Below are 14,004 nucleotides of genomic sequence, written 5' to 3'. Positions count from 1 at the left end.
AAAGGAGAGGGAATCATGTCTGACTTTTTAAAAGGGTTTCGAGAACGGGAATATCAGCAAAATAGTGAATATCTCCATGAGACTCAATGCCCATTTTGTAGCATGCAATGCAAAATGAATCTACACGAAGATCGGTCTATGCAAAAGACTCGATATAAAGTGACACCACTCAAAAGTGATCCAGTTTCAGAAGGCCGACTTTGTCCTAAGGGAATCTTTTCTTTTAAACATGCTTTAAGTTCCGCTCGTTTACGGACACCGATGTTAAAAGTTGAAGATTCATTTGTACCCGTATCTTGGGAAAAGGCGTATCACTGGCTTTCTCAAAAAATCACTTCAGTCCAAGAGAAATATGGGAAGAACGCGACGAGCGTATATGGAAGTGGGGCTTTAACAAATGAAAAGGCCTATTTGCTAGGAAAGTTTTCAAGGGTAGCGTTGGAAACCAAGTATATTGATTACAATGGCCGTTTCTGCATGTCCTCAGCTGCTGGTGCTTCGAATCAAGCTTTTGGTGTGGACCGTGGATTGACCAACCCCTTAAGTGAAATTGAGGATGCGGAATGCATCATCTTGGCTGGGACGAATGTGGCGGAATGTCAACCTACCATGATGCCTTATTTCCGAAGGGTGAAAGCAAATGGGGGCAAAATCATTGTCATTGATCCCCGAGTAACGCCTACTTCCAAATTTGCAGATCTTCATCTAAAGGTTAAGCCAGGAATGGATGCAGCGCTCGTCAATGGCATGCTAAAAGTCATTGTTGATGAAGATTTCATCGACCATTCGTTTGTTGAAAAGTATGTCGAAGGAGGGGCGAATCTCCTTGCTTTTGCTCGTACCATTGATTTGAATGAAGTGGAAAGGATCACTGGAGTGGCAAAAGATCAAATCATTGAGGCAGCGCGTTTATATGGAAAGGCCACAACAGGAATGGTGTTTACGGCAAGAGGCGTCGAACAGCATGCAGGAGGGGTTAACACTGTCCGAAATTTCATCAATTTGGTCTTGATGACAGGAAAAATTGGGAAACAAGGAAGTGGTTATGGAACGATTACGGGGCAGGGAAATGGCCAAGGAGGTCGTGAGCACGGACAAAAGACGGATCAATTGGCGGGATACCGGTCTATTGAAGATATGGAGGCTCGTAACCATATCGCTAAGGTTTGGGGAGTGAAAGAGTCTTCGATCCCTGGAAAAGGTGTCTCTGCTTATGAAATGTTTGAGAAGATCCTCGAACAAGAAATCCGTGGGATGATTGTTCTTGGCTCCAATCCAGTCGTTTCCAACCCGAATACGAATCTTGTAAAATCTGCCCTGGGAAAGCTAGATTTCCTCGTAGTGATTGATACACTTATGTCTGAAACAGCGGAGCTCGCTGATCTGATCCTTCCCGGTTCCACGTATTTAGAAGAGGAAGGGACAATGACCAACCTCGAAGGAAGAGTCATCTTACGCAAGGCAACAAAGAAACTTCCAGGAGAAGCTCGTTTAGATTGGAAGATTCTATGTGAGATTTCTGAGTTGCTAGGCAAGGAAAGGTTTTTCTCTTACACAAGCAGTGAAGAAATTTTTGAGGAGCTTCGACAAGCAACAAAGGGAGGCATTGCGGATTACGCAGGAATTACCTATAAACGGATTGACGAGGAGAAAGGGGTATTCTGGCCATGTCCAAGTGAGTCCCATCCAGGTACACCAAGGATGTTTGTGGATGGCAGGTTCCATCATGAAAACGGAAAGGCCCGGGTGACCCCGATTGCTCACCAATACCCAAAAGAGAGAATAGATGAAGAGTTTCCGCTGACTTTGACGACAGGACGGATTCTTCAACACTATCAAACCGGAGTGCAAACAAGAATAACTTCGGAATTAAACAAAATATCCGAACCATTTTTAGAGATACATCCAACGACAGCAAGCCAGATTGGTTTAGTAGATAAAGAGAAAGCGCGGATATGCTCACGGAGAGGAGAGATGACTCTCAAAGTTAAATTTTCATCCGGGATTCGTGAAGATACGGTCTTTGTCCCCTTCCATTGGGAAGGCAAGCAAAGTATTAACCAATTGACATTGCCAGCACTCGATCCCCAGTCAAAAATGCCAGAATTTAAAGCCTGTGCAGTAAGAGTGACTGCACTGGAGACAGAAGCTGTTGATTCGATGACTGAGGTAGTAAACATGTCGAAATAGTAAAGGGACGTACCCAGGCTTTCTAAGCAAGGGGTACGTCCCTGACTTTTTCGAGATTATCTAATTTATAAAAAGGCCGGATTCCATTAGGAACCGGCCTTTTCCTATCATCAACCGGTGAAAATCAATAGATAGGAGAAGGGCACATACAAGAGTTCATCCCGTTAATAAGTGAAGTAGGTTTTCCAATCATTATCACCTTATACTTGCTTCACAGGATCGCAGCCAAGCTCGACAATATTGTCCAATCGATCCAGAACCTACCGTATCAGATGAAAGAAAGCGAGTACCAGGATAGAAAAATCATGTAAGCGAAGGGCTGTATCCTTTGCTTCTTTTGTGGTTTTTGTTCACGGTTGGACCTACTTAAAAGAGGAAGCAGAAGAACCGTCCCCAAAATAAACGCTTGCTAAATCGGAATGATTACGATATGATGTAAATCGAAATCATTACGATTTAAACTAGAAATATAATCTGTAAATCGGAATCATTACATATTAGGGGGATTATCTTGAAAACTAGTAAATTTATGCCGTACATAAAAAATCGCGTTTTAACTACTCTTGTTTTGTTCTATATCGTTAGCCTACTGACAGCTTGCGCAGACTCAACTTCATCAAGTAAGGAGGAAAGTCCTGAAGATAAACATATTCATTTTCTTTATAACTTCTCAACCAATTCCTTAGACCCACATATTGATAGCAGCTATGTACCATTAAGAGCGGGAATTACAGAAACATTAGTTCGGCTAGATGAAGAAAATCTAACGGTTGTTCCATGGCTAGCAGAAAGCTGGGAAGGGGACGATGGGATCCATTGGACGATTCATCTTCGTGAAGGGGTCACCTTTCACAACGGGAAAGAAATGGATGCGGATGCTGTAAAGGTTTCTTTAGAAAGAGCGATTACCGAGAGCGTGGCGATGAAAAATGCTTTGAAAATTAAAGAGATTAAAGCAGAAGGGTACACGTTGCGGATTACAACCACTCAACCCTTTCCAGAATTTATCTCCGAACTTGTAAACCCGAATGTTTCAATTATTGATGTAACAGAAGAGGATATTCTGAACAAGCCAATTGGTACAGGACCATTTGTATTAGAGACATTTATGCCAGGAAGTCGCCTTGAGCTTAAGCGCTTTGATCAATATTGGGACGGAGCTTCTAATTTGGATCGCGTCACTTTTTCTTTTAACGAAGACGCAAATGCTCGTTCACTTGCATTAAAATCAGACCAAGTCGATATTGTCTATCGACCAGAGGTAGAGAGCTTAGAATCATTAAAACAAATCGAAGGCATTCATGTAGAGTCAACGGCTACATTCCGTGTTCATCAGATGACGATGAATATGCAACGCGAAAGTTTAAAAGATGTGAATGTACGTCGGGCCGTCGATGCGTTAATTGACCGTCAGGAAATCGTTGATTCCATTCTACTAGGGCATGGGGAAGCGGCTGTTGGTCCATTTTTACCGAGTCTGCCATTTGCTCCTACCTACGAGCAGCGTGAATCGGGTGCAGAGCTTGCTGTCGAGCATCTAAAAAAAGCAGGCTATACGCTTGCAAACGGTACAATGCAAAAAGATGGAGAAGCCTTGAAACTTACATTATTAACGTACCCGGCAAGAGCTGACCTACCTTTAATCGCACAGGTATTTCAATCCGACGCGAAACAAATTGGAATCGATGTGGAGATTAAGCAGATCGATACCCCAGAAGAATACATGGCGTCGAATCGTGATTGGGATATCGCGACCTATAGTAATTTAACAGCTCCCCGTGGGGATGCAGGATATTATTTAAATGCAACCTATCACCCGACCGGATCGCTCAATTTTAGCGGTGCCGACGAGCCTACTCTTACGGCGATTATCGACGAATTAAATCAAACGGTTGACCAACAAGAAAGAGCTGAGCTAGCCGAGCAAGCAGCAGATTATGTATTCGAGAATGTCATCAATTCATTCGTGTTGCATCCATCAACCATTGTTGCTTACAACGATAATAAGGTGAAAAATTGGGTCACGACTCGAAGTGAATATTATATGATCACCAATCAATTGGATGTGGATGTGAACTGATTTGATTCAAATCGTTACTCGCAAATTTCTTGAAGTCTTACTTTTTATTTTAATCATTACTTTCGTTAGTTTCTTGTTTGTGCGCTTGGCACCGGGTGATCCTGTTTTAACTATTTTAAATGTCGATGAATTATCCGTTAGTCAGGAACAAGTCGAAGCATTAAGAGAGGATATGGGATTCAATAAGCCGCTACTCGTTCAATACGGGTATTGGCTTATTGATTTTATTCAACTTGATTTTGGCACATCTTATAGTACTGGCCAACCTGTCATGGAAATGATTTTATTAGGTCTTCCGGCTACGCTTGAACTAACGTTTGGAGCTTTGTTGGTCATGGTTTTGGTAGCCATTCCGTTAGGTTCCTTGGCAGCCCTTTATCGAAATCGTTGGATTGACCAAATCAGCCGTATTCTTTCGATTATTGGTGCAGCGGTACCAAGTTTTTGGCTTGGTCTTATTTTCATCGATTTATTTAGCGCTCGTTTAAATTGGCTGCCGAGTATGGGAAGAGATGGGGTATCCACTGTCATTTTACCATCACTTACACTCGGCCTAGCCATATCGAGTGTGTATGTTCGATTGCTGCGATCGAGTTTGCTAGATTCACTGAACCAGGAGTTCATCCGAGCGGGAAGAGCAAGAGGATTGTCAGAGTTTCGAATCTTTTTCGCGCATGCCTTTCGTCACAGCTTACCTCCTGTGATTACGGTGTTTGGGGTTAGCCTCGGAAGCTTGATTGGGGGAGTGGTTGTCATCGAAGTGTTGTTTGCTTATCCAGGGATTGGCAAAATGGTCGTTGATGCCATCCGTCAACGCGATTTCCCATTGATTCAAGGATATATTTTAGTGATGGCCGTGATTGTTTTTATCGTAAATACCTGTGTAGATTTGTCCTATCGATATTTAAATCCACAGTTGAAAATAAAAGAAAGCGAGACAAATAGATGAATCGATTTGCTGGACGTTTGCTTAAAAATAGAAAACAAACCATTCAAGTTGGCATCGCGCTCATCTTTGTTGTCATGATCTTCATAGGGATTTTCTATGCATTTTTCATTTTAAAACATGATCCGTATTTAACGAATTTAAGCGGTAGGCTTCAAAGCATGAGTCTGCAGCATCCGCTTGGTACAGACCATTTAGGTAGGGATGTGTTCACACGCCTTTTGCTCGGGGGCCAACAGACAATTGGCTATAGTTTACTAGCGCTTGTTACTGCCGTAAGTATTGGAGTACCACTTGGGATTATTGCCGGATATAAAGGTGGCATCGTAGACCGCTTGTTTATGAGAATTGCTGACGGCTTTCTAGCTTTTCCAGACACAATCGTTGCCATCGTTTTAGTAGGCTTGCTTGGACCTAGTATTAGCAATTTGATTCTTGCGATCATCTTAGTCAAATGGGTGAATTATGCGAGGTTAGTCAGAAGCACGGTGTTATCCGAGGCGCAAAAGGAGTACATCCTGATTGCGCGTATTAATGGATTATCGGCAGGTAAAATCATGAAAAAGCATTTATTTCCGCATATCGTTGGTCATGTTTTAGTGCTAGCAAGCCTTGATTTAGGAAAAATCATTTTACTGATTTCTGCTTTTTCGTATATTGGCTTGGGGGCTCAACCGCCGATGCCTGAATGGGGAGCGATGTTAAATGATTCACGTGCGTATTTTCAGTCGATGCCGGAATTAATGTTCTACCCTGGACTGGCCATTGTTTCTGTAGTACTGATAACAAATATGCTAGGAGATTATTTTAGAGATCGCTTTGATGTGAAGAAAGAGGTAAATCAATGATTCTATCAATTGATGAAGTGAGCATTCGCAATCAGAATAAAATCATCGTAGACCAAGTATCACTTACGATTCGTGAGGGAGATTGGTTTGCGTTGGTTGGAGAAAGTGGCAGTGGAAAAAGCCTTCTATCCCAGAGTATTGGACAGCTGCTGCCTGCTCAGTTACAAGTGGAGGGGAGTGTTTTCTTCAAAGAACAGGACCTGCTGAAGTTGTCTGCTAAAGAGATTCGCAAACTTCGTGGGAAAAACGTGGCTTATATTTTTCAGGATTATCAAGGATCGTTTACCCCTTTTCGAAAAATTGGTGAGCATTTTGATGAGTACTTAAAAGTACATGGCTTTTCTTCAAAAAAGCTACGTTACAAGCAAGCGATAGAAGCCCTTGAATCGGTTGGTTTAGCCGAAGAGCTTTATCATCGTTATCCTTTTCAGCTAAGTGGAGGCCAACTCCAAAGAGCAGCGATTGCCCTTGCTCTCTTACTATCACCCGACCTGGTTATTGCGGATGAAATAACGACCGCACTTGATAGCGTCTCAGGACATCGGGTATTAGAAATGCTAGCTAAACGGCAAAAAGAAACGGGTTGTTCGATTTTATTCATCACCCATGATTGGCGAGTTGTGAGACGTTATGCGAATAAATTAGCCATCATGAAAGATGGCAAAATTGTTGAATCAGGGGGAAAGCACCGGATTCTTGACCACCCGCAACATCAATATACAAAACAATTAATCAAATCGGCCCCTATTTTAGAAAAAGGGCTTCCATCAGGTTTGGATCGGGAGATGAAGTCATGACATTACTTGCTGTAAAAGAGCTATCGAAAACATATAGACAAGGCAGTCCCGTCATTTCGAACATCACCTTTGACTTAAATAAGGGGGAGTGCCTGGCCCTAGTCGGCGAAAGCGGTTCGGGTAAAAGTACATTAGCCCGTTGCTTGCTGCGAATTGAGCAAATTGATCGTGGCAAAATCTCCTTAAATGGCTCCGCGCTTGAACAACTAAGTGAACGCCAATTAAAGCCTTTTCGTAAAAACATTCAAGCAGTCTTTCAAAATCCAGCAGCCTCGTTGAACCCGAAACTAAAAATTAAAGACGCTCTTCTTGATCCTTATGAACAATACAAGAGCGAATTAAATCTTGCTCATTTTTCTTATCCTTCTAAGGAGGCTTCTGTGAATCAGCTCTTGGAAGCTGTGGAACTGCCAACTTCTTTGGCCGACCGATATCCACATGAACTGAGTGGGGGACAGCGTCAAAGAGTGACGATTGCTCGTGCGATTAGTATTGAACCAGAACTGATTATCCTAGATGAGCCTACGGCAAGCTTAGATGTAATTTCCCAGGATGCGGTGCTGAGGTTATTGACGGACCTTCGTAAAAACTTGAATTTATCTTATTTGTTTATCTCCCATGACTTAGCCGCTGTGAATCAAGTGAGTCAGCGGATTATGGTGATGAAAGATGGCCAGATCGTCGACCAGTTTGAACAAGAACATTTATTAGCAGAGGACCGACATGCTTATACGAAGGAGCTTGTATCGACTTTTTAATTTCACATAGGGAAGGGGCAAGCGTGGACTAAAGTTATACTTAATTATCCCAATCATAACTAACTTGGTAGTTAACGAAAATAAATGTTCAAAGAAAGAATAAAGGTGATAGCCATCTCTAGAGATTCTGCCGAAGGGGAGACCTCGAAGGCGCATCTTCCCGAAGATATATAAGCCTTCGTTTACCTCGAACAAACTCGAGGGACAGCGAAGGCGATTTTTATTAATGGAATGCTACTAGGTTGAGGTTATTATTGAGATTGCTGATTGATGAGGGTTTGAAGCTTTTTTTCGTGCTGAGCATATTTACTTGATAAAAAATTTACGGTTTCTTGTGTTTCTGTTAGATCTACACGTATTCCATCTACCTTTTTTTCAAGGCGGTCAAACCTGACATCCATTTTGGTATCCAGGGAATCCATTCTGCCCTCGAGGGAACCCATTCTTCCTTCAAGGGAACCCATTCTTCCTTCAAGGGAACCTATTCGCTTTTCTAAATCTGTTTTCATCACGTCCATTTTTTTATCTATATGTTCCGAGTGTAGCTTAAGAGCGTTAAGGATTTCATTTAATTCAGATTTCTCCATGTGCGTCACCTCCTTCTCCTACCATTATATAGACAAGTCTTGAATAGGAAAAGGGAGGAATACTGGTTTTTTCTCGAGGGCAATCATGCAGTCAGTATTCCCCATTGAGGGAATATAATCACCTCACCCACGGAGCTTGATTGCCTTCAGCGGGCAGAATACATGAAAACCCTGTGGGTATGATAATATAAATTAGCTAAAAAGGAGAAAAAGAAAATGGAACTCATTCTAGAAATAGTATACATAAACCTATTGTCTCCATTAATTTTATTTTTTATCATCGGGATCATTGCCACATTGGTGAACTCGGACCTTAAAGTTCCAGAGGCTTTTTATACGGGCTACACGATGATTATTCTGTTTACCATCGGTATTCAAGGCGGAACCAAACTTAAACATGCTTCGCTAGGTAACATGTTTACCGTGGGATTAGCAGCCTTGTTTTTAAGTTTTCTTATGTTAGTGATTGCCTATCTTCTTATAAAAAAAGTGGTCAAATTTGATACTCCAAATTCACTAGCTTTAGCTGCGCATTATGGCTCAGTGAGTGCTGTAACGTTTGTTGCAGGATTGTCCTTTTTGGATAAAATGGAAATCCCATACGAAGACTTTATGCCAGCTATCCTAGTGATTATGGAAGGACCAGCGATCATCACAGCGATTATCCTGTATAAATATTTTACACAAAAAACTGGAGCGGAGTCGTCGGCAAGCATGGTCGAAGTTGTGAAGGAAGCTTTTTTTGGAAAAAGCATTTTCCTCTTAATAGGGGGGATCTTCATCGGTTTGGTTGCACATGAGGATGGACTGCTGATGATTAAGCCGCTTTTTGGTGATCTATTTTATGGAGTCCTCAGTATTTTCTTGCTTCACATGGGAATGATTGCTACACAGCGAATTAGAGATTTAAAAGGGTTAAAGTGGTATTCGTTTGCCTATGTATTCATACTGCCCATCATTGGTGGGTTCATCGGTATACTTGTCGGAAACTTTATTGGATTATCGCTTGGAGGAACGTTTATATTAGGTGTACTAACTGCTAGTTCGTCCTATATTGCAGCACCTGCAGCGATCGAACATTCCATACCAGAAGCAAACTCTGGGATTTATGTCGGATCTTCATTAGGACTAACACTGCCATTTAATCTAATCTTCGGCATTCCAATTTACTTTTGGTTTTCTAGCCTATTGGTAGGTTAGGTTGTTCGAACCACTAACCCCTTAACCCCATATGACACACCTATTAAAACGGTGCCCCTTCTGACCGAATGGCAAGAGCTAGGCTCATCTGAAAATTTTTCTTCCATACCGGCGGAAATCAGGTACTTCTAAATTTAGAGGTACCTTTTGCTTTTACCGGCACTCGTCGCAAAGTATCAGCATCCTAACATGCACCTTCGACAATACTTACCCTTGAACCCTCCACTTTAACCATGCAATACTATGGTATGATTGTACGATAAAATATCATGTTAGAGATGTTAAGCGAACTTCACCCCAAAAAGAGGGATCAAACACTTACTTGGAATACCTTCTACGACCCATACGAATATTTTAGGAGAGATCAATCATGAACATATATGTGGATGCCGATGCCTGTCCGGTAAAAGATATTATTATTTCTGAAGCTAGAAATGAAGGGATTCCAGTCGTTCTAGTGACCAGTTTTTCTCATTTTTCCAATGCGGAACAACCATCAGGAGTCGAAACAATTTATGTTGATTCTGGAGCAGAAGCCGCCGATTATCGGATTATGGGCTTAGCCAGAACAGGGGACCTGATTGTGACGCAAGATTATGGACTCGCTTCACTAGGGTTAGCGAAAGGGTGCATCGTTCTTCACCATAAAGGCTATCGCTATACAAATGGAAATATAGACGAGCTGTTACAGTCACGTTATTTAAGCGCCATGGCTCGAAAAAGCGGCAAACGGACAAAAGGACCCAAACCCTTTACAGAAGAGGATCGTGAAAAATTTAGGAACCTCTTTAGAATAGCTATTTCACAAATGGAAAATAGCTAACGGCACCGTTGATGAGTTCCATGTTGAGAAACAGAACAAAGAACGACTTGGAATCTGAATTTTTATCCTATTTGCAACTAGTACGCAAAAGGAAATTTAACTTTTCGGTGGCATACTCCTGTTCACCAATAAAAAGGCGTGTCAAAACTGTAATCAGTTTGCACGCCTTTTTAGTAACTGTTTTTAACTTACCTTAGCCCATTGGTTTAACAGTAAGCTATGGGAGTTGAAGCAAAGGGGGACCTCCCTTTGCTTTTTCAGCCTTCGCACAAAAGGCGGCTATTCTAAAACAATCATTTAAATGCCCGACGCCGCAACCAAATAAAAAAACTGGTAATGTTCTTATTAAAAAGGAAACTTTCATCATTATCCCACCATTAATATGAATTACTATGAGCATACATACAAATTATTTATATCTTTATATAGATGCAAGTTAAGATTTTATTCACTACGAATTTAAAATTTTGACTGAGTGGGATGTTTATAGTTGGTGATTGTGGAGATGATATCCATTGAACTGAATTGGAAGTTAGTTGGAAGGGGCTAAGTAATCAAAAATGGATACAGTTTTAACATATTTGTTTTCCCTTATTGCCATAATGGTAGCAGTACTTGTTACAATTCACTTTAAATATGAATTAGAACGAATGTTCCGAGAAACTAAAGAGGTTGTTGCGTTCCATATTTGCAATGTCATGATTGTCCTGATGACAGCTTATATCGTCCATGCAGTAACAACGATTTATATCTTTGGGAAAGAATTTAACTATCTGTTACCGATCTTCATTCTACTATTAATGATCTTACCAACTTACATCATCGGACACAATCTTTATAAGAAGTACCGATTCATGAATCGTAAATACTCCGTTTTAGAGAACGGGAAGGTGTTACTGATAAATGAAAAGTACTTGAGGAGAAGATGAAACGTGTGTGGGACATGTGACAAGTCACTGTGACTTGTCACAATCTGCCTGCCCAAAATAATATTAATGGTAAAAACGCGAAAATGATCCCAAAACAAACCTACTAAATATAAATTAAAAGAGGGAGGGCTATGTTTAAAATCGCGTTTTATCGACAGAAAACCACAGGTATTAGTCGAATTGTGTCGATATTGTAAAACTTTGCAAAAAAACGAATTTTTTTGAGTTTTCTTATATCAGAGGGAATAGGCAGCTAGAGAACAAGAAGATATAATGTGAAAGGGAGTGGTAAAAGGTGTAAAAGAAACTATCTTTGTATACCATCATAAGTAAAATGTAAACGCTAACAATCCTATCTTTTCACCAATTATCTAACATATAAAGCCATTCAAATCAAAACCCTCACCAAGTCGCTTTGAACATAAAAATAAGTTTTGAAAGTAACCGTGTTCCTAAAAGCACGGCGACCTCTATGTACCCACCATAATGATTGTGCATCAAGGCAAGTAAAGAACGATGTTTTTGTACTAAGGCTCCATAAAAATGAGAGTCTTTGTTATGATGCAATCCACCATGTGTACTACAACATTGTTACTATTCTTTCCTTTAAATCTGGAATTCCCATGCAATCTTTTATTACCAAATTCGATTGATGATTCTAACTATCAATTAGATAGCAAATGCTAGCAAATTAATAGCGTTCGACATCATCCGTGTTAAACCCCTTATTTTTATACAAAAAGTCTATGTTTCTTTTATAGATGGTAATGATTCATCAAGCAAGGCCCATACACGAGAATTGCTATTCCAATCAAATTTTTTCTCAGTAAAGGAGGTGATGTGGATAATAAATAGAAAAAACAAAAAACCCCAGGGTATGAAGTCTGGCAGACAGCACCCGGGGGCTTAGGCAAGTTGGGGTATACCAACTTATTGTTAGTATACTCCTATTCTCTTAAAAATTGCAATCTTAGGTAATTAAGAAAAGGAGTGGAACACTTGAAGTTCATCAACCGCTACATCATTAATCAAAAAACAATCTTAGTAACGGGAAAATATCATTCATTTGGAAAGCTTTGCACCATCGTACTAGAGGGCGAAACCCCCATCCTGGTTGATCAGTCTCCTATACAAGTCATCAGAGAATCCTTACATTATTACGGACAAAACCTCCAGGGAGCGGTTGAAGGGGCGAAATCTATTCTTGGGAAAGCGAAAATGTATCCATTTATCGTTTGCCAAGCACAGGATATTTGTCTTTTCCCACATATCTCGCCCACACACCCAGAATGTATCTGGTTTAACCATAGCCACATCATCCATACCCATGCCCAAGGTCGGGAAACAATCATTGAACTTAGTAACAGCCGTACCTTAGAAATAAAAGCAAAACTCACCTCGTTCAACACAAAGAAGCAGAAAGCTGGCGACTTACGGAGAATCGTCGCGGAGAGGTCAAACAACTCGATGATTATACACCTGGAACCGAAGAAGGAATATAAGCAATGCAAGGATACCGGCAGCATAGAGTTTGACGAGCATCCTCATGAATGCAAACAAACGTTAGAAAGAAAAATAGCTGACTCCCAAAAGAGAATGGTCGATTGAGACTCCCACGTCTAAAGACGCAAGCCCTAAACCTTACGGTTTAACGGGTGGGATTCTTGAGTGACTAAGCGTTCGCAGTCCATTTCTGTTTTGAACAATCCTCAAGGTGAGGGCATCTCATTACCCCTCCTAAGACAGTGCGTATAGCATCTTAGGCTGATTGACTATTACCATCAACCACAGGTGCATATCGAATATTCATAGCACCAATTATGTCTCTATGTTTCTCTAATCCGCATTTGCACTTGTATTTTCTGTCTTGTGCTTTATTCTTACCAGAACACTTAGGGCATGTCTGACTTGTATATGCAGGATTAACATATTCGACTTTAATGCCTTCTAACTCGGCTTTGTACTCAATGAATTGAGATAGACGATAGAATGACCATGTGTGCAAATTCTTTTCGTTTTTACGACTGGTTCTTGTCGTCTGTCTTATATTCGCTAGTCGTTCTAAACGAATGACAGAGATTTTATTTTCTTTAGCAAAATTAACAATCGCACGACTCACTTTGTGGTCTTGATCTTCCATCCAACGCTGTTCCTTGTCTTTTGAATTGCGGATAGCATTTATTTTTTTCTTTGTGCCTAATGCTTTTCGAACAGAACGAAACTTTCTCTTTTTGTATTTATTCTGTCTGCCATTACCAAAGAAACCCACTTTTTCGTCATCAGTCACTGCAACAGCAGGTACTTTTAGCCCTAAATCTACTCCCATGACTTTCAATCCTGTTTTTTGAGTAGTAGGTATACTGACAGAAATTTGTGCGATCCATTTATCTGACTTTTTCGTGATACGTAGTGTTCCTAACTTATGTTTAAGCTCGACTTTAGAATCAAGAAATATCTTCCTCCGATAGCGAGGACAAAATACAAAATGATAGTTAATCAATGATACAGTTGTCTTTGTTCTTCTATATTCTTCCATGACTATATTGTATTAGTTTATTATAATAACTGCAACTAGTGTGCAAAAATAAAGATAGTGAAATTTTCAAATACTTCAAGCACCACAAAACCTTACGGTTAAAAGTGGTACTCCGCATTTGACCTCACTATCATCCCTTGTCTAAAGACGGTCTGCGACCTGCATGGGCTTTCCCGTTCGGAAAATCTGTAAGACTTCTTAGGATTTGAACAGCAACTTGTCTATTTTTTTACAAATGGCCTGTCCTAAATGAATCGAAAAGCATATTTAAAAGGTGGAAGGTCATTTCAAACGGAAACGTGGTTTGGTC

13 protein-coding genes are annotated in these 14,004 nt (G+C 40.6%); 11 read left to right on the top strand and 2 right to left on the bottom strand.

All coding sequences use genetic code 11. From position 1 onward, the window contains the following. Window positions 1–15 precede the first annotated feature (15 nt). From nasC to BMX30_RS12390, 7 genes are all read left to right on the top strand, one after another. Entirely contained in the window at window positions 16–2,190 is a 2,175-nt protein-coding gene (nasC, locus tag BMX30_RS12420; protein ID WP_090745893.1) for an assimilatory nitrate reductase catalytic subunit NasC, read from the top strand. Between the two features lie 146 nt (window positions 2,191–2,336). Next, window positions 2,337–2,501: a YvrJ family protein gene (locus tag BMX30_RS12415; protein ID WP_090745890.1), complete on the top strand. Its 165-nt coding sequence runs from the start codon at window positions 2,337–2,339 to the stop codon at window positions 2,499–2,501. 218 nt (window positions 2,502–2,719) lie between these two features. After that, on the top strand, window positions 2,720–4,270 hold the full coding sequence (nikA, locus tag BMX30_RS12410) for a nickel ABC transporter substrate-binding protein (protein ID WP_090746262.1): 1,551 nt from the start codon (window positions 2,720–2,722) through the stop codon (window positions 4,268–4,270). Between the two features lies 1 nt (window position 4,271). Then, entirely contained in the window at window positions 4,272–5,219 is a 948-nt protein-coding gene (gene nikB / locus BMX30_RS12405; protein WP_090745887.1) for a nickel ABC transporter permease, read from the top strand. Then, a complete protein-coding gene (gene nikC, locus BMX30_RS12400; RefSeq protein WP_090745884.1) occupies window positions 5,216–6,064 on the top strand; it encodes a nickel transporter permease in 849 nt (282 codons plus the stop codon). The genes nikB and nikC overlap by 4 nt, the downstream gene beginning before the upstream one ends. Beyond that, the gene (locus BMX30_RS12395; RefSeq protein WP_090745881.1) at window positions 6,061–6,861 is read left to right on the top strand and encodes an ABC transporter ATP-binding protein; all 801 of its coding nucleotides are present in this window, start codon (window positions 6,061–6,063) and stop codon (window positions 6,859–6,861) included. Before nikC ends, BMX30_RS12395 begins: the two co-directional genes overlap by 4 nt. After that, a complete protein-coding gene (locus tag BMX30_RS12390) occupies window positions 6,858–7,619 on the top strand; it encodes an ABC transporter ATP-binding protein (protein ID WP_090745878.1) in 762 nt (253 codons plus the stop codon). The genes BMX30_RS12395 and BMX30_RS12390 overlap by 4 nt, the downstream gene beginning before the upstream one ends. A gap of 251 nt (window positions 7,620–7,870) precedes the next feature. Here the strand turns inward: BMX30_RS12390 and BMX30_RS12385 are convergent, their stop codons facing one another. After that, window positions 7,871–8,206 (bottom strand): hypothetical protein, encoded by a 336-nt coding sequence (locus tag BMX30_RS12385; protein ID WP_090745875.1) that lies wholly within the window; start codon window positions 8,204–8,206, stop codon window positions 7,871–7,873. Between the two features lie 216 nt (window positions 8,207–8,422). Between BMX30_RS12385 and BMX30_RS12380 the strand changes: the two genes are divergently transcribed. From BMX30_RS12380 to BMX30_RS12365, 4 genes are all read left to right on the top strand, one after another. Further along, window positions 8,423–9,406, top strand: coding sequence for a sodium-dependent bicarbonate transport family permease (locus tag BMX30_RS12380; RefSeq protein WP_090745873.1), 984 nt, complete (start codon window positions 8,423–8,425; stop codon window positions 9,404–9,406). 370 nt (window positions 9,407–9,776) lie between these two features. Further along, a complete protein-coding gene (locus BMX30_RS12375; protein ID WP_090745870.1) occupies window positions 9,777–10,229 on the top strand; it encodes a YaiI/YqxD family protein in 453 nt (150 codons plus the stop codon). 560 nt (window positions 10,230–10,789) lie between these two features. After that, window positions 10,790–11,158, top strand: coding sequence for a hypothetical protein (locus BMX30_RS12370; protein WP_090745867.1), 369 nt, complete (start codon window positions 10,790–10,792; stop codon window positions 11,156–11,158). Between the two features lie 999 nt (window positions 11,159–12,157). Then, window positions 12,158–12,766, top strand: coding sequence for a competence protein ComK (locus tag BMX30_RS12365; protein WP_170843867.1), 609 nt, complete (start codon window positions 12,158–12,160; stop codon window positions 12,764–12,766). Window positions 12,767–12,917: 151 nt separating this feature from the next. On the opposite strand, the gene BMX30_RS12360 is transcribed toward BMX30_RS12365, so the two are convergent. Next, window positions 12,918–13,694 carry an RNA-guided endonuclease TnpB family protein gene (locus tag BMX30_RS12360; protein ID WP_244532591.1) on the bottom strand — a complete coding sequence of 259 codons (777 nt, stop codon included), beginning with the start codon at window positions 13,692–13,694 and terminating at the stop codon, window positions 12,918–12,920. Between the last annotated feature and the right edge of the window lie 310 nt (window positions 13,695–14,004).

The organism is Mesobacillus persicus (assembly GCF_900109925.1).
Classification (GTDB): domain Bacteria; phylum Bacillota; class Bacilli; order Bacillales; family Cytobacillaceae; genus Mesobacillus_B; species Mesobacillus_B persicus.
The sequence above is the reverse complement of the archived record's forward strand: the minus strand, read 5'-3'. Positions and strand labels throughout refer to the sequence as shown.